20 protein-coding genes are annotated in these 24,360 nt (G+C 60.6%); 16 read left to right on the top strand and 4 right to left on the bottom strand.

The features are described 5' to 3' along the window. Window positions 1–13 precede the first annotated feature (13 nt). The 16 genes from tssB (at window position 14) to LOY56_RS25990 (ending at window position 19,574) form a co-directional block, all read left to right on the top strand. The gene (gene tssB / locus LOY56_RS26065; RefSeq protein ID WP_258618214.1) at window positions 14–517 is read left to right on the top strand and encodes a type VI secretion system contractile sheath small subunit; all 504 of its coding nucleotides are present in this window, start codon (window positions 14–16) and stop codon (window positions 515–517) included. 26 nt (window positions 518–543) lie between these two features. Beyond that, entirely contained in the window at window positions 544–2,019 is a 1,476-nt protein-coding gene (tssC, locus tag LOY56_RS26060; protein WP_258618212.1) for a type VI secretion system contractile sheath large subunit, read from the top strand. Between the two features lie 12 nt (window positions 2,020–2,031). Further along, window positions 2,032–2,439, top strand: a complete 408-nt coding sequence (gene tssE, locus LOY56_RS26055; RefSeq protein WP_258618211.1) for a type VI secretion system baseplate subunit TssE — start codon at window positions 2,032–2,034, stop codon at window positions 2,437–2,439. Window positions 2,440–2,459: 20 nt separating this feature from the next. Next, entirely contained in the window at window positions 2,460–4,247 is a 1,788-nt protein-coding gene (tssF, locus tag LOY56_RS26050; RefSeq protein ID WP_258618210.1) for a type VI secretion system baseplate subunit TssF, read from the top strand. Beyond that, entirely contained in the window at window positions 4,211–5,218 is a 1,008-nt protein-coding gene (tssG, locus tag LOY56_RS26045; RefSeq protein ID WP_258618203.1) for a type VI secretion system baseplate subunit TssG, read from the top strand. Before tssF ends, tssG begins: the two co-directional genes overlap by 37 nt. A 13-nt stretch (window positions 5,219–5,231) precedes the next feature. Beyond that, window positions 5,232–7,886 (top strand): type VI secretion system ATPase TssH, encoded by a 2,655-nt coding sequence (tssH, locus tag LOY56_RS26040; protein ID WP_258618196.1) that lies wholly within the window; start codon window positions 5,232–5,234, stop codon window positions 7,884–7,886. Window positions 7,887–7,896: 10 nt separating this feature from the next. Beyond that, window positions 7,897–9,417, top strand: coding sequence for a sigma-54-dependent Fis family transcriptional regulator (locus LOY56_RS26035; protein ID WP_258618188.1), 1,521 nt, complete (start codon window positions 7,897–7,899; stop codon window positions 9,415–9,417). 168 nt (window positions 9,418–9,585) lie between these two features. Further along, window positions 9,586–9,726 (top strand): hypothetical protein, encoded by a 141-nt coding sequence (locus LOY56_RS26030; RefSeq protein ID WP_008150087.1) that lies wholly within the window; start codon window positions 9,586–9,588, stop codon window positions 9,724–9,726. Between the two features lie 17 nt (window positions 9,727–9,743). Further along, on the top strand, window positions 9,744–10,934 hold the full coding sequence (gene tagH, locus LOY56_RS26025) for a type VI secretion system-associated FHA domain protein TagH (RefSeq protein ID WP_258618184.1): 1,191 nt from the start codon (window positions 9,744–9,746) through the stop codon (window positions 10,932–10,934). A gap of 5 nt (window positions 10,935–10,939) precedes the next feature. Further along, a complete protein-coding gene (gene tssJ / locus LOY56_RS26020) occupies window positions 10,940–11,440 on the top strand; it encodes a type VI secretion system lipoprotein TssJ (RefSeq protein WP_258618183.1) in 501 nt (166 codons plus the stop codon). A gap of 2 nt (window positions 11,441–11,442) precedes the next feature. After that, a complete protein-coding gene (gene tssK / locus LOY56_RS26015; RefSeq protein ID WP_258618182.1) occupies window positions 11,443–12,774 on the top strand; it encodes a type VI secretion system baseplate subunit TssK in 1,332 nt (443 codons plus the stop codon). 5 nt (window positions 12,775–12,779) lie between these two features. Continuing rightward, window positions 12,780–13,655: a type IVB secretion system protein IcmH/DotU gene (icmH, locus tag LOY56_RS26010; protein ID WP_258618181.1), complete on the top strand. Its 876-nt coding sequence runs from the start codon at window positions 12,780–12,782 to the stop codon at window positions 13,653–13,655. Between the two features lie 13 nt (window positions 13,656–13,668). Continuing rightward, window positions 13,669–17,193, top strand: a complete 3,525-nt coding sequence (gene tssM, locus LOY56_RS26005) for a type VI secretion system membrane subunit TssM (protein WP_258618180.1) — start codon at window positions 13,669–13,671, stop codon at window positions 17,191–17,193. Beyond that, window positions 17,193–17,921, top strand: a complete 729-nt coding sequence (locus LOY56_RS26000) for a PP2C family serine/threonine-protein phosphatase (protein ID WP_258618179.1) — start codon at window positions 17,193–17,195, stop codon at window positions 17,919–17,921. The genes tssM and LOY56_RS26000 overlap by 1 nt, the downstream gene beginning before the upstream one ends. Further along, the gene (locus LOY56_RS25995; RefSeq protein ID WP_258618178.1) at window positions 17,918–18,940 is read left to right on the top strand and encodes a serine/threonine-protein kinase; all 1,023 of its coding nucleotides are present in this window, start codon (window positions 17,918–17,920) and stop codon (window positions 18,938–18,940) included. The genes LOY56_RS26000 and LOY56_RS25995 overlap by 4 nt, the downstream gene beginning before the upstream one ends. 250 nt (window positions 18,941–19,190) lie before the next feature. Continuing rightward, window positions 19,191–19,574 (top strand): helicase, encoded by a 384-nt coding sequence (locus tag LOY56_RS25990; RefSeq protein WP_258618177.1) that lies wholly within the window; start codon window positions 19,191–19,193, stop codon window positions 19,572–19,574. Window positions 19,575–19,621: 47 nt separating this feature from the next. Here the strand turns inward: LOY56_RS25990 and LOY56_RS25985 are convergent, their stop codons facing one another. The 4 genes from LOY56_RS25985 to recG all read right to left on the bottom strand — a co-directional run bounded on the left by LOY56_RS25985 (window position 19,622) and on the right by recG (window position 24,352). Continuing rightward, entirely contained in the window at window positions 19,622–20,386 is a 765-nt protein-coding gene (locus LOY56_RS25985) for a Fic family protein (protein ID WP_258618176.1), read from the bottom strand. Next, window positions 20,383–20,640 carry a hypothetical protein gene (locus LOY56_RS25980; protein WP_123357408.1) on the bottom strand — a complete coding sequence of 86 codons (258 nt, stop codon included), beginning with the start codon at window positions 20,638–20,640 and terminating at the stop codon, window positions 20,383–20,385. The genes LOY56_RS25985 and LOY56_RS25980 overlap by 4 nt, the downstream gene beginning before the upstream one ends. A gap of 157 nt (window positions 20,641–20,797) precedes the next feature. Continuing rightward, window positions 20,798–22,198, bottom strand: a complete 1,401-nt coding sequence (locus tag LOY56_RS25975; protein ID WP_258618175.1) for an aminoacyl-tRNA deacylase and HDOD domain-containing protein — start codon at window positions 22,196–22,198, stop codon at window positions 20,798–20,800. 78 nt (window positions 22,199–22,276) lie between these two features. Further along, complete coding sequence (gene recG, locus LOY56_RS25970) at window positions 22,277–24,352, bottom strand: ATP-dependent DNA helicase RecG (protein ID WP_258618174.1); 2,076 nt, start codon at window positions 24,350–24,352, stop codon at window positions 22,277–22,279. Window positions 24,353–24,360: the final 8 nt, after the last annotated feature.

Here is a 24,360-nt window from a genome sequence, read left to right as displayed (position 1 = left end):
AAGGAGAAAAGCCATGGCCAAAGAAGGCTCGGTAGCCCCCAAGGAACGCATCAACGTCACCTTCAAACCCGCCATCGGCGGTACTCAGGAAGAGATTGAACTGCCGCTGAAACTACTGGCAATCGGTGACTACACCCATCGCAAGGACGAACGCAAAGTCGAAGATCGCAAGCCGATCAGCATCGACAAGATGACTTTCGACGAAGTGCTGGCCAAGCAAGAGCTGAGCCTGACGCTGAGCGTGCCGAACCGTCTTCAGGAAGCAAGCGACACTGAAGAACTGGCCGTGCAGCTGCGCGTCAACTCGATGAAGGATTTCAACCCGGCCTCGCTGGTCGAGCAAGTGCCTGAACTGAAAAAACTGATGGAGCTGCGCGACGCGCTAGTGGCCCTCAAAGGCCCGCTGGGTAACGCGCCTGCGTTCCGCAAAGCCATCGAAGGCGTGCTCGCCGACGACGAATCTCGCGGTCGCGTACTGGGTGAGCTGGGCTTGAACGCCGCAGCCCAAGACGTCTGAGCCCTGATCAGCCAAGGAAGCCAACAATGAGCACTAGCGCAGCACAGCAAAAGAGCAACGAGAACGGCGAATACAGCATTCTCGACAGCATCATCGCCGAAACCCGCCTGACCCCGGATGACGAAGCCTACGACATTGCCAAACGTGGTGTGTCGGCGTTCATCGAAGAGCTGCTCAAGCCGCAGAACAATGGCGAGCCGGTCAAGAAGGCCATGGTCGACCGCATGATCGCCGAGATCGATGCCAAGCTCAGCCGTCAGATGGACGAAATCCTGCACCACCCAGACTTCCAGTCCCTGGAGTCGTCGTGGCGTGGCCTGCAGCTGCTGGTCGACCGCACCAACTTCCGAGAAAACATCAAGATCGAAATCCTCAACGTCTCCAAGGACGACCTCCTGGACGACTTCGAAGATTCGCCGGAAGTGATGCAGTCGGGCCTGTACAAGCACATTTACACCGCTGAATACGGTCAGTTCGGTGGTCAGCCTGTGGGCGCGATCATTGCCAACTACTATATGTCCCCAAGCTCGCCGGACGTGAAACTGATGCAGTACGTGTCCAGCGTTGCCTGCATGTCGCACGCACCGTTCATCGCGGCTGCCGGCCCGAAATTCTTCGGCCTGGAAAGCTTCACCGGTCTGCCGGACCTGAAGGATTTGAAAGATCACTTCGAAGGCCCGCATTTCGCCAAATGGCAGAGCTTCCGCCAGTCGGAAGACTCCCGCTACGTTGGCCTGACCGTGCCGCGATTCCTGCTGCGCAACCCATACGACCCGGAAGAAAACCCGGTCAAATCGTTCGTGTACAAAGAAACCGTCGCCAACAGCCACGAGCACTACCTGTGGGGCAATACCGCTTACGCGTTCGGCACCAAGCTGACCGACAGCTTTGCCAAATTCCGCTGGTGCCCGAACATCATCGGCCCACAGAGCGGTGGCGCAGTTGAAGACCTGCCGTTGCACCACTTCGAAAGCATGGGCGAAATCGAAACCAAGATCCCTACCGAGGTCCTGGTCAGCGACCGCCGTGAATACGAACTGGCCGAGGAGGGTTTCATCTCCCTGACCATGCGTAAAGGCTCCGACAACGCGGCGTTTTTCTCAGCCAGCTCGGTGCAGAAGCCCAAGTCCTTCGGCATCAGCGCCGAAGGCAAGGTCGCAGAGCTGAACTACAAGCTCGGCACCCAACTGCCGTACATGATGATCGTCAACCGCCTGGCTCACTACTTGAAAGTGCTGCAGCGCGAGCAACTCGGTTCGTGGAAAGAACGTACCGACCTTGAGCTGGAACTCAACAAGTGGATCCGCCAGTACGTGGCCGACCAGGAAAACCCAAGCGCCGAAGTCCGTGGCCGTCGTCCACTGCGCGCTGCCCAGATCATCGTCAGCGACGTTGAAGGCGAACCTGGCTGGTACCGCGTCAGCCTGAACGTGCGCCCGCACTTCAAGTACATGGGTGCCGATTTCACCCTGTCGCTGGTTGGCAAGCTGGACAAAGAGTAAACGGAGCGACTCATGACTGGATACGGCAGCCTTTTCGAACGCCTGGGTGGCGATGCGGACAAACGCGTCGGCTGGAGCCGTGAGGTTTGCGCCATGGCGTCGGTGGCTGCCCATCTGGCCAAGATGCTCAGCACCCGTGCGGGCAGCGTACAAACGCTGTCCGATTACGGGCTACCCGATCTCAATGACATGCGCCTGAGCCTGCACGACTCCCTGAGTCAGGCCCGCCAGGCCATCGAAAGCTTCATCAAAGCCTACGAACCGCGCCTGAGCAATGTGCGTGTCATCTCCCAGCCGCGTGACAACGATCAGCTTCGCCTGTCCTTCCGCATCGAAGGCCTGCTGGAAGTTGAGGGCTTCAAGCGCCAGGTCAGTTTCGCCGCGTGTCTGGATGGCAGCGGTCAAGTCAATGTCAGCTAACGACTTACAGGTAACCCCCCGTGTCCTTTAACCACTACTACCAAAGCGAGCTCACCGCACTTCGCCAGTTAGGTCGTCGATTCGCCGAGCGTAGTCCGGCGCTGGCGCCTTTCCTCGGTCAGGCCGGGCGGGATCCGGATGTGGAGCGGTTGCTGGAGGGCTTCGCGTTCCTGACCGGCCGCTTGCGCCAGAAGCTCGATGACGAGTTGCCGGAGCTGAGCCATTCGCTGATGCAGTTGCTGTGGCCGAACTATATGCGGCCATTGCCGGCGTTCAGTATTTTGCAGTTCGACCCGTTGGAGCGTTCCGGTCCTGCGTTGAGGGTCGAGCGTAATACGCCGGTGGAAAGTGTGCCGGTCGATGACATGCGTTGCCGTTTTCGCACATGCTATCCGACCGAGGTGTTGCCGCTGGATCTGACCGCGCTGACTTACTCGGTGAAGGGCGACGGTTCGCTGTTGAGCCTGCGCCTGGAAATGAGCGCTGATGGCCATCTCGGCGAACTGGAGTTGAGTCGCTTGCGTCTGCACTTTGCCGGTGAGCGCTACATCAGCCAGATGCTTTACCTGAGCCTGTTGCGCAACCTCGAAGGCATCGAGCTGATTCCGCTGGACGGCGCCGGCAAGGCCATTGACGGGGTGAACGGCCAGCCGATGGTGTTCAAGATGCCCGGCAGCCGCGTGCAGCCGGTGGGTTTTGCCGAAGAAGAAGCGTTGATCCCGTATCCGTTGAACACCTTCCGCGGCTATCGCTATTTGCAGGAATATTTCGCCTTCCAGGACAAATTTCTCTTCGTCGATGTCAATGGACTGGACCTGCTCAAGGCCTTGCCGGAAAACACTTTGAAGCAGATGCGCGGCCTGGAGTTGCGCTTCGATATTCGCAAGAGCGGCATCATGCGCATGCGTCCGACCCTGGACAACGTGAAGCTCTACTGCACGCCGATCGTGAACCTGTTCAAGCACGATGCGCTGCCCATTCGCCTCGATGGCAAACAGGACGAGTACCTGCTGCTACCGACCGAATACGATCTGGAAAACTGCGGCGTGTTCTCGGTGGAAACAGTGACCGGCTGGAAGCCGGGCGGTCTCGGTTATCAGGAATACGTGCCGTTCGAATCCTTCGAGCACGACCCGAGTTTCGACGTGCCCACCAGCCGCCCGTATTACAGCATCCGCCAGCGCTCGTCCTTGCTGCACGACGGCCTCGACACTTACCTGAGCTTCGGTATTCGCCACACCGAAGCCCACGAAACCTTGTCGATCGAGCTGATGTGCACCAACCAGAACCTGCCGCGCAAGCTCAAGCTCGGCGACATTTGCATGGCCTGTGAAAACACGCCGGAGTTTTTGAGCTTCCGCAACATCACCCCGGCTACTTCAAGTTTCGCGCCGCCGCTGAACCGTGACTTCCTCTGGAAGCTGATCAGCAATATGTCGCTCAACTATCTGTCGCTGGCCGACGTCAATGCGTTGAAAGTGATTCTCGAAACCTACGACCTGCCGCGTTACTACGACCAACACGCCGAAAAAGTCAGCAAGCGTCTGCTGGGCGGGCTCACGTCGATCAGGCACCAGCATGTCGACAGATTGCACCGAGGGTTGCCGGTTCGCGGGTTGCGCACCGATCTGACCATCGACCCGAAAGGGTATATCGGCGAGGGCGACCTGTTTGTGTTCGCTTCGGTTCTTAACGAGTTTTTCGCGCTTTACGCCAGTCTCAATTCGTACCACGAGCTGCGGGTAAAAAGCACACAGGGAGAGGTGTACCAATGGACACCCCGTATGGGCCTGCAGCCCCTGCTTTAAGCGGGCTGACCCGGGTAATACGCGAGTACTCGCTGTTTCAGGCCGTGCTGCTGGTCATTGACCGGCTGCGCGATGCACACCCGCACCTGAGCGAAGACGACCTGTACGACCAGCTGGAATTCCAGGCCAATCCGAGCCTGGGTTTCCCTGGCAGCGACGTTGATCGCGTGGAGTTTTTCAAAGAGCACGGGCAGATGCGTGCGCGTCTGCGTTTCAACCTGATCGGTCTGGTCGGTTCCGGTTCGCCGCTGCCGGCGTTCTATGGCGAACAGGCCCTGGGCGATAGCGAAGACGGCAACCCGACGCGCAATTTTCTCGACCTGTTTCACCATCGCCTGCAACGGTTGATGCTGCCGATCTGGCGTAAATACCGCTACTGCGCCAGCTTCCAGAGCGGTGCCCTCGATCCGTTTTCGGAGCAGCTGTTTGCCTTGATCGGCCTCGGTGGCGAAGAGATCCGCAAGGCTCAGGAGCTGAACTGGAAACGTCTGTTGCCCTACCTCGGCCTGCTCAGCTTGCGGGCGCACTCGGCGGCGTTGATCGAAGCGGTGCTGCGTTACTACTTCAAACACGCCGAATTGACTATCGAGCAATGCATCGAGCGCCGCGTCGAAATCCTCGACGAACAGCGCAATCGCCTGGGACGCGCCAATAGCCTGCTCGGCGAAGACCTGGTGCTGGGCGAACACGTGCGTGATCGCAGTGGCAAGTTCCGCATTCATATCCGTGAGCTCGACTGGCAATGCTTTCACGAATTCCTGCCGATCGGTTTCGGTTACCAGCCGCTGTGTGCGCTGGTGCGGTTCACCCTGCGTGATCCACTGGATTACGACATTCGCCTGGTATTGCGCCAGGAAGAAATCCGCGAACTGCGCATCGGTGAGCAGAACGCCTGTCACCTGGGCTGGACCAGTTGGCTTGGCCGCGAAAAAGCGGACGGCGTGGTGACCCTGGGTAGCAAAATCCATTAAGGACAGATGACACATGATCAACGTAGACCTGCAACAACTTATCCAGGCCCTGGACGCCGAAACCCGTCGTGACCTGGAAAGTTCTGCCGAACGTTGCGTCGCCCGTGGCGGCAGCAAGATCCTCGTCGAAGACTTGCTACTGGGCCTGTTGGAGCGCCCGCAAGGCCTGCTCGCACGGGCGCTGCAAGATGCCGAAGTGGATGCCGGTGAGCTGAACGTCGCGCTGCAATCGCGGGTCGAGCACAGCGCCTCGCGCAACCCGGTGTTCGCCCCGGAACTGGTGCAATGGCTGCAAGACGCCTTGCTGGTGGCCAACCTCGAATTGGGCCAGAGCCAAGTCGAGCATGCCGCGTTGATCCTCGCCCTGCTGCGTAACCCGATGCGTTACGCCGGCAGCCGCTATCTATCGTTGCTGGCCAAGCTAAACATCGAGCGCCTGAAAGAATTCGCCCTGTCGCAGAAAGAACAACCGGCCAACGGCAAACCCGCCGTACCCGGCGAATCGCTGCTGCAACGCTTCACTCACAACCTGACCCAACAGGCCCGCGACGGCAAACTCGACCCGGTGCTGTGCCGCGATGGCACGATCCGGCAGATGGTCGACATCCTCGCCCGTCGGCGTAAAAACAACCCGATTGTGGTCGGTGAAGCCGGCGTCGGTAAAACCGCGATCGTCGAAGGTCTGGCCTCGCGTATTTCGACCGGTGAAGTCCCACAGGTACTCAAAGGCGTCGAGTTGCTGTCGCTGGACATGGGTCTGCTGCAAGCTGGCGCCAGCGTCAAAGGTGAATTCGAACGTCGCCTCAAAGGCGTGATCGACGAAGTCAAAGCCTCGTCGAAACCAATCATCCTGTTTATCGACGAAGCCCACACCCTGATCGGCGCGGGTGGCAACGCCGGTGGTTCCGACGCAGCCAATTTGCTGAAACCGGCTCTGGCCCGTGGCGAGTTGCGCACCATCGCGGCCACCACGTGGGCGGAGTACAAGAAATACTTCGAGAAAGACCCGGCCCTGGCCCGTCGCTTCCAACCGGTGCAACTGCATGAACCGACCGCCAGCGAAGCAGTGACCATCCTGCGGGGCCTGGCTCAAGTCTACGAGAAGAGTCACGGCATCTACCTGCGCGATGACGCGGTGGTTGCGGCGGCCGAGTTGTCTGCCCGTTACCTGGCGGGTCGTCAGTTGCCAGACAAAGCCGTCGACGTACTCGATACCGCTTGCGCTCGAGTACGCATCAGCCTCGCCGCCGCCCCGGAAAGTCTGGAACGCCTGCGTGGCGAACTGGCCGAAGGTGGCCGTCAGCGTCAGGCCTTGCGTCGTGACGCCGAGGCCGGTCTGCTGATCGATCACGAAGCTCTCGACGCTCTGGAAGATCGCCTGGCCGGCGCCGAAGAAGAAATGGTCGCGCTGGAAACCCTCTGGACCGAGCAGAAAGCATTGGCCGAGCGTTTGCTGGACTTGCGTCAGCAACTGGCCAAGGCCCGTGAAGCCGCTATCGTCGAACCAACCATCACGGTTGAAGAAGACGCCGAAGGCGCTGTAATCGAAACCGTCGAAGCGACCGTGGATGAAGCGCAAAGCGTCGAGTCGCTGGAAGCCGCCCTCAACCAAACCCATTGCACCCTGACCGAGTTGCAAGTCAAAGAGCGTCTGGTGAGTTTCGAAGTCTGCCCGCGTCTGGTGGCCGAAGTGATCAGCGCCTGGACCGGTGTCCCATTGGCGCAACTGGCCCGCGAACACAACGCCAAGGTCGCGAGTTTCGCCACCGACCTGCGCACCCGCATTCGTGGTCAGGAACAAGCGGTTCATGCCCTCGACCGTTCAATGCGCGCCACCGCTGCTGGCCTGAACAAGCCTGATGCACCGGTCGGTGTGTTCCTGCTGGTCGGCCCGAGCGGTGTGGGCAAAACCGAAACCGCACTGGCCCTCGCCGATTTGCTGTACGGCGGTGATCGCTTCATCACCACCATCAACATGTCCGAGTTCCAGGAGAAGCACACCGTCTCACGTCTGATCGGTGCGCCGCCGGGCTACGTCGGTTACGGCGAGGGTGGCATGCTCACCGAAGCGGTGCGTCAAAAGCCGTACTCGGTGGTGTTGCTCGATGAAGTCGAAAAAGCCGACCCGGACGTGCTGAACCTGTTCTACCAAATCTTCGACAAAGGCGTGGCCAACGACGGTGAAGGGCGCGAGATCGACTTCCGCAACACGCTGATCCTGATGACCTCGAACCTGGGCAGCGACCGCATCAGCGAACTCTGCGAAAACGGCGCGCGGCCAACCGCCGAAGTCCTCGAAGAAACTATTCGCCCGGTGCTCAGCCAGCACTTCAAACCGGCGCTGCTGGCACGCATGCTTGTGGTGCCTTACTACCCGGTCGGTGGCCCGGTGTTGCGCGAGCTCATCGAAATCAAACTCGGTCGTTTGGGCGAGCGGCTGAACCGTCGTCAGCTGGACTTCACCTACTCCCAGGACCTCGTCGATCACCTGGCCGAACGCTGCACCCAAAGCGATAGCGGCGCGCGCTTGATCGACCATTTGCTTGACCTGCACGTGCTGCCGTTGGTGGCTGACCGCTTGCTCGATGCAATGGCCACCGGTGAAAGCCTCAAGCGTGTGCATGCGACGCTCGACGGCGACGCCAGCGTAATGTGCGAGTTCGCCTGAGGTGGGTGTGATGTTCACTCAAGTGCCGCAACCACTGGCCTATGCCGAAGCCTTGCTGGCGCAATTCGCCACCCTGTCGCACGCAGCGGACGGTGCCGCGCTGCTGGGGCACTTCGTGCGCGGGTTGGCCGAACTCAGCGGTTGCGAGCTGACGCAATTGTATTTACTGGACGCTACCCATACCTGCCTGGGGATGAATGCCGAGTGCCTGGATGGCATTCTGCAACCCCGGGAAGGGGCGAGCCTGCCGACGGATTACAACGGTGAACAACTGCTGCAATTCGCCCTGTGCCAGAACCGTGTGGTGTGCCTTGGCGAGCTGAGCGGCAGCTTGTACGAAACCAGTTTCCTGCCACCGCAGGCCACGCCCTGGCAGTCGCTGCTGTGCGTGCCGCTGGTCAATCGGCAGAAGGCTGTCGAAGGTTTGTTGTTGTGCGCCAGTCGCCGCCACATCGACCTACACGGCTTTGCCGATTCCCTCGGTCAATTGGGCTCGTTCGTACACGGCCAATTGCACTTGCTGCAGCGTTTGCGTCAGCCGAGCGGCGATGTTCGACCGGCGCCGGTCAGTGTCCCGAGCGCCAGCGGTTATGGCTTGATTGGCAAGAGCGCGGCGATGCGCCAGACCTGTTCGCTGATCAGCAAAGTCCTGCACAGCCCGTACACCGTGCTGTTGCGCGGCGAAACCGGCACCGGCAAGGAAGTGGTCGCGCGGGCGATTCACGACTGCGGCCCGCGACGCTCCCAGTCATTCATCGTGCAGAATTGCGCGGCGTTCCCCGAGAACCTGCTGGAAAGCGAGCTGTTCGGCTACCGTAAAGGCGCCTTTACCGGTGCCGACCGTGACCGTGCCGGGCTGTTCGACGCGGCCAATGGCGGCACCTTGTTGCTCGATGAAATCGGCGACATGCCGTTGTCCCTGCAAGCCAAATTGCTGCGGGTGTTGCAGGAAGGCGAGATCCGTCCACTGGGCTCCAACGACACCCACAAGATCGACGTGCGCATCATTGCCGCGACTCACCGGGATTTGGCGGTGCTGGTCAACGAAGGCAAATTCCGTGAGGACTTGTACTACCGCCTCGTGCAGTTCCCGATCGAGCTACCGGCGCTGCGTCAGCGTGAAGGCGACATCCTCGACCTGGCGCGGCACTTCGCCGACAAGGCTTGCGCGTTTCTGCAACGTGATGCGGTGCGTTGGTCCGACGCGGCGCTGGATCACCTGTCCGGTTACGCTTTCCCCGGTAACGTTCGTGAACTCAAAGGTCTGGTCGAACGCGCGGTATTGCTGTGCGAAGACGGCGAGTTGCTGGTCGAGCACTTTTCCCTGCGCATGGAAGCCATGCCGGAAGACAACGGCGGTTTGAACCTGCGTAAACGCCTGGAGCAGGTCGAACGCAGTCTGTTGCTCGATTGCCTGCGCAAGAACGACGGCAACCAGACTCTCGCCGCCCGCGAACTAGGCCTGCCGCGCCGCACGCTGCTGTACCGCCTCGGACGCCTGAATATCAATTTGGGTGACTTCGATGGCTGACCCCATTTTTGAGCGGCGAAATCCTGTGGCGAGGGAGCTTGCTTCCTCGCCACAGAGTCCGGTGTCAAATCCCTGGACTAGAGCGCTCGACCTTACCCCATTCGCTTCTGATAGCGCCGCCCAAACGGGTCGGTGCTTCGTGCTTTGTCTACCCCTGGAGACCCTCTGATGTCTGTTCGTCACTGGCAAGCCGTCCTGCTGACCCTCGTCGTTCTATGCGGCCTCGGCGGCTGTAGCGGCAATTACAAATACAACGACAACACCTATCGCCCATTGGGTGATCCGCAGGCGGTCAATCGCGGCAAGTGACTGCAAGGAGCATCATCATGGAACTGGTTTTCGAAATGCTGAACACCAAGCAGTTCGTGCCCACGGATTTGTGCCAGAAGACCTTCAAAGAGGCCGGTGGCGTAATTGGCCGGGGCGAGGATTGTGACTGGATCATCCCCGACCGCAAGCGTCACCTGTCCAACCACCACGCGGCGATCAGCTACCGCGAAGGTACGTTTTTCCTGACCGATACCAGTAGCAACGGTATTCAGGACAGTGAAAGCGGCGCGCGCTTGCGCAAGGGCGAGCCGATGCGCATCGAGCACGGCAGCGTGTATGTGCTGGGTGACTTCGAGATCCGTGCGCAACTGGTGCGCGCCCCGGCGACCTTCGACGGCGAAGTCGGTCGTCCGCAAGCGGCGGGCAGCACTATTCCGGACGATGCGTTCCTCGACCTCGACCCGCTGAATGCCCTCGACCAGCAAGAGCGTGTGTACTCGGAAATCGACGAACTGATTTCCCCGAGCACCACTATCGAAGACCCCCGTCAGCGTGCCGACTACGCGCGCATCGACATGGAAAGCCTGATGGTCCCGGAGTTGATCGACGCTCCGGCAGAGCTAGCACCGACGCCGCAAGCGGTCGAACGTCAGAGCGAAGGTTTCTGGGAGCACTTCGGTGCAGGGCTGGGCGTGGACCTCAAAGGCCTGGACCACGACGCCCGCGAAGCCTTGGCGCTGAACGCTGCGCGCCTGCTCAAACAAAGCGTCGGTGGTTTGCAACAGAGCCTGCGTACCCGCAGTGAACTGAAAAATGAACTGCGCCTGGCCCAGACCACCGCGCAAGGCACCCACAAGAACCCGCTGAAGTTCGCTGTCGATGCCGGCGAAGCGCTGGGCATTCTGTTGCAGGGCAACAAGCCGGGTCAGTTGCCGGCCGAGCAAGCTCTCTCCCGTGCGTTCCGCGATTTGCAGGCGCATCAGGTGGCGTTACTGACCGCCAGTCGCGCCGCTGTTCGCGGCACCCTGGAGCACTTCTCGCCGCAACAGTTGACCCTGCGTTTCGAGCGCGACAACAAGCCGTTGCTCGTCACCTCTGGCAGTCGCTGGAGAGCTTACGGGCGTTATCACCAGGCCCTGCGTCAGGACGATGACTGGAGCGAACGCCTGCTGGCCCGCGACTTTGCCCAGGCCTACGAAGAACAGATCCGCCTGATTTCCACCCTTCACACCGACCACCAAGGATGATGCGCATGTCTCGCTGCTCGACCGCTTTTTTCAAGACGCTGACTGCGCTCACTGCCCTCGTGCTGTTGGCCGGTTGCTCATCGCTGTCGCCGTATTCCACCGTGACCAAGCTCAACCTGAAGCTGACCGCCAGCGATCAGCTGAACCCGGACCTCAACGGTCGTCCGTCGCCGATTGTCGTGCGCCTGTTCGAACTCAAGCACCCGGTGGCTTTCGAGAATGCCGATTTCTTCAGCCTCTACGAACGCGCCAAGGAGTCCCTGGCCCCGGACCTGGTGGCCAGCGAAGAACTCGAGCTGCGCCCGGGTGAAACCGTTGAGCTCAAACTCAGCGTGGAAGAGGGCAGCCGTTACGTCGGCGTGCTGGCGGCCTACCGCGACCTGCCGGAAACCAAATGGCGCTACACGGTGCAAATCACGCCGGTGGAAGTCGCCGCCGCTGACCTGACCCTCGATCAGGCCGGCATCCGCAACACCCACGATACGCTCGCCAAGGCGGATGACTGATCATGAATACCCATAAAGTCATTTGGCAGGAAGGCATGCTGCTGCGACCGCAGCACTTCCAGCACAACGATCGTTACTACGACCACCAGATGAAGATCCGCACCCAGTTGCTGGGCAGCTACACCTGGGGCTTCCTTAGCCTGGAAATCGACTTGCAGTTCCTCAACATGGGCAAACTGGTGATCAACCAGGCCTCGGGAATTTTGCCGGACGGCAGCCTGTTCGAACTCGGCGGTAACGCCGAACCGTTGGCGCTGGATGTGCCGCCGAACACGAGCAACACGCCAATCTACCTGGCGCTGCCACTGGTGACCGGTAACCACATCGAGTCTCGCCGCCCGGAGCAATCCGACGTGCTGGCGCGCTATACCGCGTACGAAGCAGAAGTGGCCGACTCCAACGCCGGCGACGATTTCGCCAGCCAGGTCAGCTGCGCCCGTCCGGACTTCAAGCTGTTGCTCGGCGAGCAGCTGAGCGATCAGGCCTACGTGAAGCTGAAGATCTGCGAAGTGCTCGACACCACGCCCGACGGCGTGATCAGCCTCGCCCCGGGCTTCGTGCCGACCTACATTCAGGCGCATTCGTCCAGTTACTTGCTGTCGTGTCTGAAAGAAGTGATCAGCATGCTCGGCCACCGGGGCGACACCATCGCCGACCGGATTCGTTCCAACGGCAAGGTCGGTGGCGCCGAAGTCGGCGACTTCATGATGCTGCAACTGATCAACCGCACCGAAATGCTGTTGCGCCACTATCTTGACCTGGAACAGGTTCACCCGGAAGCGTTGTACCGCACACTGCTGACCCTGCTCGGCGATCTGGCGACGTTTTCCAGCGACAGCAAACGCCCGCGTCTGGACAGCCATTACCAGCACAGCGACCAGGGCACGAGCTTCCGCAAACTGATGGAAGCGATTCGTCAGGTGCTGTCGATGGTGCTCGAACAGCACGCCATCGAACTGGTGCTGCAAGCGCGTCAGTACGGGATCATCGTGTCGCCGTTGCACGACCACAAACTGCTGGGCTCGGCCTCGTTCGTGCTCGCGGCCAGTGCCAACTGCGACTCCGAAGAACTGCGCCATCGCTTGCCGGCGCACCTCAAGGTCGGCCCGGTGGAGCGCATCCGCCAACTGGTCAATCTGCACCTGCCGGGCATCAAGGTCAAACCGTTGCCGGTGGCCCCGAGGCAGATCGCGTTCCACTCCAACAAAACCTATTTCATCCTCGAGCTCAGTTCCGAAGACCTGGCGCAACTCGAGCGCTCTGGCGGCTTTGCGTTCCACGTGTCCGGCGAATTCGCCGAGCTTGAATTGAAATTCTGGGCCATCAGGAACTGACCGACATGATCAAGGACATGGAGCACAACCTGGACGACAAAACTGTCCTGCTCGACCGTCAGGGCCACGGCCCGGCGTCGAGTCCACTGACTGACTTCGCTGCACCGCCGCGTTTCGAACAGCTGGAAGAACGGATGATCTACGCCGCGCGTTTGCGCCCGGCCGAAGCGTTCAATATCAGCCTCAACTCGCTGGTGGCGGCGGCGTCCGACTTGCTGTCGGAAGTGGTGCGGCTCAAGCACAGCGATACCCGCGAAGACCTGTACGCGCTGAACGAGCGACTAACCGCCGGGCTCAAGCTGTTTGAGGTGCGTGCGCTGCACAACGGCGCTGAAAACAGCCAGATGATGACCGCCCGTTACTTGCTCTGCACCGTGGTCGACGAAGCCGTTGTCACCACGCGGTGGGGCAATGAAAGCGAGTGGTCGCAGATGAGTCTGCTCAGCAGCTTCCACAACGAAACCTTCGGTGGCGAGAAGTTCTTCCAGCTACTGGATCGCCTGTCGAAAAACCCGGTCAAGCACCTGCCGATGCTGGAGCTGATGTACCTGTGCCTGTCCCTCGGTTTTGAAGGCAAATACCGGGTGCAAGCGCGCGGCATGCTCGAACTCGAAGGCATCCGAGACGCCTTGTACCGGCAGATTCGTCAACTGCGCGGCGACGTGCCTCGTGAGCTATCGCCGCATTGGGAAGGCTTGAACGATCAGCGCCGCAGTCTGGTGCGCATCGTGCCGGCGTGGATGGTGGTGCTGTTCACCTTGGTCTGCCTGGTGGTGATGTATTCGGGCTTCGCCTGGGTACTGGGTGAGCAACGCGAAACCGTTCTGCAACCTTATCCGCCGCTAGATCCGGCCGCGGTCCAGCCGCAGTCGCAGCCGTAAACAGGGACGTGTGATGAAAAAGTTATTCAAGAAAGTCGGCGCCTTCCTGCGCCAGACCTGGGTCTGGACCCTGCTGCTGGCGCTCTTTGTCGCGCTGCTGGTGTGGTTCGTCGGGCCGTTGCTGGCGGTCAATGACTACAAGTTCTGGGAAGGTTCGACCGCCCGCCTGCTGTGCATCAGTGTGCTGTTCCTGATCTGGGGCCTGGCCATGGTATTCGTCAGCTGGCGCGCCGGTGTGCGCAAAAAGGCCATCGAAGAAACCGAAGACGGCCAGGACCGTATCCGTCGTGAAGGGCTGATCGACGAAGAGCAGAAAGAGTTGAAGGTGCGTTTCAAGGACGCCCTGAAAACCCTGAAGACCTCGAGCCTGTATCGCGGTCGCAGCGAACGCTGGCGCAGTGATTTGCCGTGGTACTTGTTAATCGGCCCGCAGGGCAGCGGCAAAACCAGCCTGTTGGACTTCTCGGGTCTGGAGTTCCCGATCAACAAGATCGACCGCAAACTCACCCGTGACACCCTCGGCACTCGGCATTGCGACTGGTACTTCGCCGACCACGGCGTGCTGATCGACACCGCTGGACATTACCTGACCCAGCCGAATACCGAAGTCGATGGCAGCGCCTGGAGCACCTTGCTCGACCTGCTGCGCAAGCATCGCCGCAACCGTCCGTTGAACGGCGTGCTGGTGACCATTGCGGTGGAAACCCTCACCGGTGGCAGCGAGCAAGACATTGAGATTCTTGCCCGCCAGGTGCGTGCACGTCTGCAAGACGTGCATCAGAAACTCCACGTCGATGTGCCGATTTATCTGGTGTTGAGCAAGGCCGATCGCTTGCTCGGTTTCGACGAATTCTTCGATCAACTGACCCGCGAAGAAAGCGATCAGGTACTCGGCACCAGCTTCCGCAAAGAGCAGAGCGGTACTGACGTGGCCGTGCTGCGCGCCGAGTTCGAAGAGCTGCTGCGTCGCCTCAACAGCCAGGTGATCATGCGCATGCATCAGGAGCGCGACACCCAGCGACGTGGCCGCATCCTCGACTTCCCGCATCAATTAGGGCAGATCGGCGAGCGCCTGTGCCTGTTCGTCGACATGGCGTTCACCGGCAACCGCTACCAGCGTGTCAGCCAGTTGCGTGGTTTCTACCTGACCAGCGCACCGCATCTGATTCAAGAAATGGACCAGACCACAGCCGGCATCGGCGCGAACCTGGGCATGAACGCTGGCGTGCTGCCGACCCTGCGCAGCGGCCGTTCGCGCTTCATTCACCATGTGCTCAGCCGAGTGATTTTCCCCGAAGCCGATCTGGCCGGTCTGGACAAGCGCGAACGCAGTCGCATCCATTGGGGCCAACGTGCGTTGTACGTAGGTGCACTGGCGGCATTGGCGCTGTTCGGCATACTGTGGGCTGGCGGTTTCTCGGCCAACTATGAACGTCTGGAAAACCTGCGTTCCCTGACACAAAACTGGAATCAGCAACGCTCGGCCCTGACTGCGCGGGATGACTCCATGGCGGTGCTCAAAACCCTCGACATCCGCTATATGGCGACCCAGGTCTTCCCGAACAAAGGTGACGTGTCGTACCACGAGCGCGGCGGCCTGTACCAAGGTGAAGACGTCAATCCGGTGGTCAAGAGCGCCTATGAGCGTGAGCTCGAAGCGCAACTGCTGCCACGGGTAGCAACGCTGCTGGAAGGGCAAATCCGCGCCAACATGAGGGACCGCGAACGCTTGCTCAACAGCTTGCGTGCGTACCTGATGGTGAACATGAAAGATCGCCGCGATGCCGCTTGGCTCAAGGATTGGGTCGCCACTGATTGGTCCCTGCGCTACGCCGGCAATACGGCAGTGCAGAATGGCTTGAACATCCATTTCGAGCGTTTGCTCAAGCAGCCATTTATCTACCCGCTGAACGATCAACTGGTGGCTCAAGCGCGTCAGGTGTTGCGCAGCGAGTCGCTGGCCAACGTGGTTTACCGGATGCTGCGCGAGCAGGCTCGTCATCTGCCGGAGTACCGTTTAAGTCAACACCTGGGTTCACAGGGTGCACTGTTTGTCGGCACCGATTACGTGATTCCGGGGTTCTACACCCGACAGGGTTATCAGCAGTATTTCTCGGTCCAGGGCAATGCGCTGGTTACCGACATCCTGCGTGATAACTGGGTACTGGGCGAAGGTTCGGGCATCAGCGGCATGGACTTGCGTCGCCTGATGGTCGAACTGGAGCAGCTGTACTTTCGCGACTACGCCAACTTCTGGAGCGAAGCGGTCGGCCAGGTGGCATTGCCGCCGATCATCGATGCCGGTGAAGGCGCCGAGCAATTGGCTGGCCTGACTTCCGCCAACTCCCCCGTGCTGCAACTGCTGGTAGAAGTGCGCAAGAACACCCGTTTCCAGGTGATTGCAGACCGCGCTGATGAAACCGCCGCTGCGGCAGAGAAACTGGGCGAGAAGGGTGGCAAGCTCGGCAAACTCGCGGCGGCTGCCGCTGACAAAGCGTCGGATATGGCCAAGAACCTCCCGGACACCGCGAAAAAATCCCTGCAACGTCGCTTCGAACCGCTGCACCGTTTGCTGGATGACAACAACGGCCCGGCGGCTGATTTGACCCCGGCGCTGACAGCGCTCAACGACCTGCAACTGCAACTGTCGAGCCTGGCCCGTGCCAGCGCGCCGGAGCAGGCTGCGTTCGAAATGGCCAAGACTCGCATGAGCGGCCAGCGTGATGCGTTGAGCAACTTGCGCAACGCGTCGAACCGTCTGCCGCGTCCGGTGAGCGTGTGGTTCAACGTATTGGCTGAAGACACCTGGCGTCTGGTGCTCAACGATTCCTACCAGTACCTGAACCAGCGTTATCAGAGCGAGCTGTACAGCTTCTACGGCAAGGCGATCAACAAGCGTTACCCGTTCAGCGCCCACAGCAACAGTGACGTCGCGATCAGCGATTTCCGTGAGTTCTTCAAGGCCCAGGGCATCGCCGACCGCTTCTTCGAGAATTACTTGCGTCCGTTCGTCAGTGGCGATCCCGGCCACTACCGCCTGCGCAGCGTTGACGGTCACAGCATGCCGATCTCCAAGGTCTACCTCGACCAGATGGCCGCGGCAAAAGTGATCCGCCAGAGCTTCTTCTCGATCAACCCGGCCGAGCCGCAAGTGCAGTTCAAACTGGAGCCGTACACCCTCGACCCGGCCGTCAGCCGTTCCGAGTTCAAGTTTGGCGATAAGACCATCGAATACCGCCACGGCCCGATCGTGCCGGTGTCGTTCAAATGGCCGACCGACGCTGAAGACGGTCGCACCAGCCTGGTCCTCGACAAAATGGCTGGCCGCCCGATCGGCATCGAGAAGAACACCGGCCCATGGTCGCTGTTCCGTCTGTTCGACCTGATGCAGACCGAGTACCTGACCGGTCGCGACGTGCTGGTGCTGAAGGCTGACGTGGGTGGCCTGCGCGCCAACTACTTGCTGTCGAGCCAGCGCATGCCGAATCCGTTCGACATGGGCGTACTGCGTACTTTCCGTATGCCGGCGCAGCTCTGATGCGGGTTGCCAGTCCCTGGCGCAGCGCTGCGCGTACCGATCCGGGCAAGGTTCGGGCGCGCAACGAAGATGCTTTTCTCGACTGCCCGCAGCAGGGGCTGTGGGTGGTCGCGGACGGCATGGGCGGTCATCAGGGTGGCGACATCGCCAGCCAGTTGATCGTCGCCAGCCTGGCGCAATTGCCGGTACAGAATGACTTCGACGAACGACTCAAAGGTATTCGCCAGTGCCTGCACTGGCTCAACCGCCGCTTGGGTCAGGAGTTGACTGTCACCGCCGGGCGCCATGACAGCATCATGGGCAGCACCGTGGTGGCGCTGCTGGTGGAAGTCAATCGCGCGGCCTGCATCTGGGCCGGCGACAGCCGTTGCTACCTGTGGCGCGGCCAGCGTTTGTATCAGCTGTCCAAGGACCATTCGCTGCAACAGCAATTGATCGACGAGCAGAACATGAGTGTCGAAGACGCTCGTGCGCATCCTGCCGCTCATGCGCTGACCCGTGCGGTCGGCGCTGCCGAGCAACTGACGCTGGACGTGCTCGAACTCGAAGTCTATCCCGGCGATGCGTTTCTGTTGTGCAGCGACGGTTTGTATCAAGGGCTGAGCAGCGATGCCCTAGGCAACGCCTTGAGCCTGACCGCGCCACACGTTGCGCTGGAGCGTCTGTTCGACGGCGCGCTGCGTGGCTCGGCCCGGGACAACCTGACTGCCGTGGTGATCCGCCAATGACTGAATTCATGCCCCTAATCGACGACCTGCTGGTGGCCGAGGAAGAAGCCAATAACCTGACTTACTTCGCCTTCGCCAAGCCTTTAAACGGAAAGCCGCATAAGGCTGAGCCTGCGCTGGCCCCGACCAAGGCCAGCGTCGGTGAACTGCCCGACGTGCTGGCGGGGCGTTACCGCATCGAGCGCCTGCTCGGCGCCGGGGGCATGGGCGCGGTTTACCGTGCACGGGACTTGTTGAGCGAACAGTTCGGCGACCCCGACCCTTACCTCGCGCTGAAAATCCTCAGCGAAGAATTTGCCGAATCGCCGGACGCCAGTGCCTTGCTCTACAGCGAGTTCGCCCTGACCCGACGACTGCGCCATAACAATGTACTGCGTTTGCACACCTTTGAAGTGGACACCGACCGTCAGCGCGCCTTCATCACCATGGAACTCATGCGTGGGTTGACCCTGGATAAATTACTCTGCGAGCGGCCCCTGGGCCTGCCGTGGAAAGAACTGCGCGACATCGCGCTGCCGCTGCTCGATGCGCTGGCCTACGCCCACGCTCGCGGCGTGCTGCATGGCGACATGAAGCCGAGCAACGTCATGCTCAGCGAAGAAGGCGTGCGCCTGTTCGACTTCGGCCTCGGCCAGGTGGAAGAGGGCATCTTGCCCGGCCTGCCGCATCTGAGCCGCAACCGCTTCAACGCCTGGACCCCCGGCTACGCCGCCCCCGAACTGCTCGAAGGCCAGCTGCTGTCAGCCAGCGCGGACGTGTACGGCGTGGCCTGCGTGATCTACGAATTGGCGGGCGGCAAACACCCGTTCCGCCGCTTGCCCTCGACCGAGGCCCGCGATGCTCACCTCGATCGTGAGCTGCACCCACCCCGACACCTACCGAAACACTGCTGGCCAGCCCTGCGAACGGCGCTGGCTTTTGATGCCGCAGAGCGAACGATCACTGCCGCGCAATTACATGACACATTAGCGCGTGCCGCCATGGACGCCTGGCTGCAATGTTTGCGACTCCGGGCGTAATGGATGACTCCCAAACGGGGAACAGGCAATCGGAGAAGACGTCGGTGTTGGATGTGATGCGGAGTATCACGGGGGCATTCCCACGCGGAGCGTGGCAATGATCAGGTGGCAGGTAACGAATAAAACGTGACTTGGCGGTCATTATGCTGGAAAAGTGGTTCATCTTCTTCTAACGAAAGCCGATTGTGGCGTTTTTGCTTGAAGCCGCTACACTGCGCCGGTCGTTCATTTTCCTTTTGAGGCTGTGCGCATGAAATTTCGTTTTCTTCTGTGGATGCTGGGTTTGTTGATGGGTAAGGCCAGTCGCACGAACCCTGCGTTTCAGCAGCAGTTGGGTGAGAAGGAACTTGTATTCCAATTACAGACCCTGGACGGGAAAGTGGCGCGGCATTTCTTTGTGAAGGATCAGCGCATTACCAGCAAGTCGGGCGTGTATGCCGAGCCGGCGTTTGCGATTGCGTTTAAAGACGCGGCGTATGGCTTTGCCACGATGCAGGCGAAGAACAGACAATTGGCGTTTATGACGGGGATTCAGGACAAGTCGATTCAGATCAAGGGCAACCCGGCGCTGGTGATCTGGTTTCAGGGGTTGACCAAGTATTTGAAGCCGAGGAAGGCCAAGCCTAAGGCCTAGGTCTTTCAAGTGGCTCGCCGGGATTCATCGAGAGCAAGCTCGCCTCTTCAGCCATCCGACTCAGGAGGCGCAGGGGCGTCGAGCGGTTGGGCTCGGTATGTCTTGTAGATTTGCTGGACTCGCGGGTTGTCCAGGTTCTCGTATGTGATGTCTTCCTTGTCCAGGCCATCCAGACCTCTGATACCACTAATGGTCTCTGGCCATTCGTCACGACTGGATATATCGACTACGAACGGGTTGAGGTAGTTATCGAGATGCCTCTCGCGAGGCTCTCGGATCTCATCGCTGAGTGCCCGCAGGTAGTCGTCTTTGCTTGTCCTTGACCAGTCAATGGCGAACTCGGCCCGATAACAGAGTTCCATGAAGACTAATAGAATTGTGCGCCCATTGCCGTCCAGGAAGGGGTGTGCGAAAGCCAGCTGGCCCATTACTCCGCCGGGATGGGCTCTGAAGCGTTTCTTGTCTGCTGCCAGCTTTAGCGCATAGTCGACAGATATTTTGATGGAGTCCGGACGCTCGAAGACGGTGCTTCGGGGATCGTCGTAGGAGCCCTTGAAGACCGCGAGGTGAGGGACAAGCTCGTTCCGGTCTTTTCCTGCCCAGTGATAGAAGCCGGAGAACAGGATTTCGTGAACTTTGAGTACAGTCTTGTAATCGATTGGCTTTTTCTTGGCCAAATAGGCAAGTGCATCTTCGATACTCAATTCGAACGAAAGATGCTCTGACTCTTTTACTTCAGTGGGATCTTTCAGTTGCAGCGAATTTTGAAGATATCCAGCAGTTTCGAAGTCGCCGAATGGATCAAAAGTCATGCGCTACGTTTCTGTGCACGCCTTTCCTGAAGATAACGCCCTTGGAGCGCCAGGATTTCAGACTTGCTTAGAACGCCTTTTCTCTTGAGATTGACGAGCAACTGTTCGATGCCATCCAGCTCGACGACATCGCCAGCCAAACGGGTAATGCTCACGGCCATACGACTCATGCCGTCACGTCCAGCAGTGACCTTGTTTTCTTTAGCAAGCTTACGGACTTGGCTTGCAACACTGACAGCAGCTGTTTGGGTCATCGGAAAGCCCTCTATTTGCCGTCAAATCATAGCAGGGCGCTTGCTTCTTGTCGTCTTGGGTGCATAGCCGACGATCAGGGAAAGAGCGTGTCTTCCGAGCCGGCGTTTGAACCCTGTGAGAGCGAGCCGGCTCCGGGCGGCGATCCGACGAAGCTTTTCAGGACTGGCTGAATTGTGAAGCGAGTTCGCGCAACAGCACTTCAGCCTCAAGCACTTTGCTGACCACATCGTTGGCCTTGTCGCGGGTCAGGCCGACTCGCTCCAGCAACGCATCCGGAATGTCTTCATCCGGGCCAGACCCAATCCCACGACTGCGCAGCAGGCGCACGGCCAGGCAGACGAGGTTCGGGTATTCGGCATAGTCGCCGTCGTAGCTTGGGTCGTGCTGGAAGCGCAGGGCGGTGGCCAGTTCTTCGGGCATGTCCCAATAGCGCATCAGCCACGCGCCGATCTGTTCGCGGCTGATGCCCAGCAGGTGTTGTTCCACGTAGCTGTGGCACAGGTGCGGGTTGACCTCCAGGTGGCGGCAGATCAGCGAGAAGTGTGGCGGGAACACGTGAGCCAGCAGCAAGTAGCCGAAGTTGTGCAGCAGGCCGGCGAGGTAGGTCAGGCCGGCTTCCGGGCGCTGGGCGCGGGGCATGGCGCGGGTCAGACCTTCGATGACGGCGGCGGTGTAGATCGATTGCTGCCAGTACGGCGTGGTGTGTTGCGGGTGGTCTTTGGGCAGGCTCAGGGTTTTGCCCAGGGCCAGGCCCAGCGCCAGGTTGATCACCAGGTCGAAACCGAGCACGCGGACGATGGCGTCTTCCACTGAACGAATCTTGCCCGGCGAGGCGTAGTACGGCGACGCTGCCCAGCTGACGACTTGTGCGGCCAGGGCCGGGTCGGTTTCCACCACGCCGGTGATGTCGTCGATGGTGGCGTTGGGGTCGACCCGCAGTTTGATGATTTTCTGCGCGGTTTCGGCCAGCGGCGGAATCTCGATGGTCGCTTCCAGACGCTGCTGGATGCGCCGCGCGGTGAACGCTTGCACGGCCTGGGTGATTTCCTCGCGGTCATCGTCGGGGCGGTCGAGGTTCGGGCGGATGCTGGTCAGGGCTTCGCCGAAGTTGGCGGCGCTGGCCTTGGTGAGCATGGCTTTGAAATCGTCGCGGGTGATTTCCAGCAGCACGCCCGGCTCACCCGAGTTGATTAGCAACGTCGGTTCGCGCAGCAGGCTTTCTTCATACATACACGGCGAGCTGGTGAGTGCCGGCAGGCCGGGCAGCAGGCTCAGGCTGTGTTTGCCGAGCATTTTTACCAGACGTTCGGTGGATACCGCAGTCAACCGGCGGCCAGTGAGTTCGGCGAGGCGGTTGAGGTCGAGCAATTGGCTCTGGGGGAACAGCACCATAAGCGCGCCGACGGCATCGTCCAGCAAAACTGCCTGCACTTTACGCGCGGCGTTCAGGCCGTGATGATCGAGGACTTCTTCGTAGGCGATGCCCAGCTTGCCGAGCAGCAGCCGAATAACAGACGGAGCGTGCGGGGTTTCGGGGGCGAGGGCAGCTTCTGGCATGGTCTGTATCCGTTTGCAAACAATTGCGGGAGTATAACCAGCTTGTTTAAAGCCAGGGCCCAGAAACTGCGACAGTGCTCACACTTGGCCGTATTGCTGCCCATGGCGTAGCCAGCGGTCGAGCAGCGGGCTGACATGACCCGGCCAGCGTTCGAGCAAGGCCTGAGCGGCGTCGCGTACGGCGGGCAGCAGGTCGGCGTCGCGCATCAGGTCCGCGACTTTGAATTGCAGCAGGCCGGTCTGGCGCGTGCCGAGCATTTCGCCGGGGCCACGCAGTTCGAGGTCTTTTTCGGCGATGACAAACCCGTCGTTGGTTTCGCGCATGATGCCCAGCCGCTGACGGCCGATCTGCGACAGCGGCGGGTGGTAAAGCAGCACGCAGTGGCTGACGGCGCTGCCCCGTCCGACACGGCCACGCAGTTGGTGCAGTTGCGCGAGGCCGAGGCGCTCGGGGTTTTCGATGATCATCAGGCTGGCATTGGGCACGTCGACGCCGACTTCGATCACCGTGGTGGCAACCAGCAGTTGCAGGTTGCCGGCCTTGAACTCGGCCATCACCGCGGCTTTCTCGGCGGGCTTCATGCGGCCGTGGATCAGCCCGACCTTCAACTCGCCGAGGGCGGCGGTGAGGTCTTCAAAAGTGGTTTCGGCGGCCTGGCAAGTCAGCTCTTCAGACTCTTCGATCAGCGTGCACACCCAATAGGCCTGACGCCCTTCGGCACAGGCACCGCGCACCCGTTCGATCACTTCGACGCGCCGGGTGTCGGTGACCAGCACGGTGTTTACGGGCGTACGACCGGGCGGCAGTTCGTCGAGGATCGAGGTGTCGAGGTCGGCGTAGGCGCTCATGGCCAGCGTCCGGGGGATCGGTGTGGCGGTCATGATCAACTGATGCGGGCACATCCGCCCGCCGACGCCTTTCTGCCGCAATGCCAGGCGCTGCTGCACGCCGAAGCGGTGTTGTTCGTCGATGATCGCCAGCGCCAGGTTCTTGAACTGCACCTCTTCCTGAAACAGTGCGTGGGTGCCGACCACCATTGGCGTACCACTGGCGATTTGCTCCAGCGCGGCGACGCGGTTTTTACCCTTGAGCTTGCCGGCCAGCCAGGCGACTTCGATGCCTAGTGGCTCGAGCCAGCGCTTGAAGGTGATGAAGTGCTGCTCGGCGAGAATTTCTGTGGGCGCCATCAGTGCGACTTGGTAACCGGCCTCCAACGCCTGGAGCGCGGCGAGGGCGGCAACCACGGTTTTGCCGGCGCCCACGTCGCCCTGGATCAGCCGCAACATCGGTTCGTGCTGGCTGAGGTCGTAAGCGATTTCGTTACCGACCCGTTGCTGGGCGCCGGTCGGCGTGAAGCCGAGGTTGGCCAAATACTGTTCTGGCAGCTTCGTGGCTTTCGGCATCGCCGGGGCACGCAGCGAACGCATGCTTTCGCGCAGGCGCTGCTGGGACAGTTGATGGGTCAGCAGTTCTTCGAAGGCCAGCCGATGCTGCGCCCAGTGATGACCGAGGGCGAGTTCGTCGACGTCGGCATCGGCGGGCGGGTGATGCAGGTAGCGAATCGCATCAGCCAGCGGCGCCAGTTGATAGTCCCGGGCCAGTTCGGTCGGCAACCAGTCGGGCAGGCTGCTGGGGCCGAGCAGGGTCAGGGTTTGCATGCACAACTGGCGCAAGCGCTGCTGGGTCAGGCCTTCGGTGAGCGGGTAGACCGGGGTCAGGGTTTCATCCACCGGCGGCGGTTCGTCGCCGGTGATGGCACGGTATTCCGGGTGGTAGATTTCCAGCCCTGACGCACCGGGCCGCGCTTCGCCGTAACAACGAATGCGCGTGCCGCGTTTGAGGCCTTCTTTCTGGGCGTTGCTGAAATGGTAGAAGCGCAGGCTAAGCCCGCCGGTGCCGTCCTGCAGACGGACAACCAGGCTGCGGCGCCGGCCCATGACCACGTCGGCGCCGCTGACGGTGCCTTCGATCACGGCGTCTTGCCCGGGTCGCAAATGGCCGATCGGGACCACGCGGGTGCGGTCCTGATAACGTAGCGGCAGGTGAAACAGTACGTCCTGGAGATTCTCCAGGCCGACCTTGGCCAGTTTCTCGGCCATGGCTTCGCCGACACCCTTGAGTGCCGTCACCGACACTTGCGACAACTCGGTCATGGCCGCGA

This window comes from Pseudomonas sp. B21-048 (assembly GCF_024748615.1).
GTDB lineage: Bacteria > Pseudomonadota > Gammaproteobacteria > Pseudomonadales > Pseudomonadaceae > Aquipseudomonas.
This window is presented reverse-complemented; position numbering and strand designations above follow the sequence as displayed.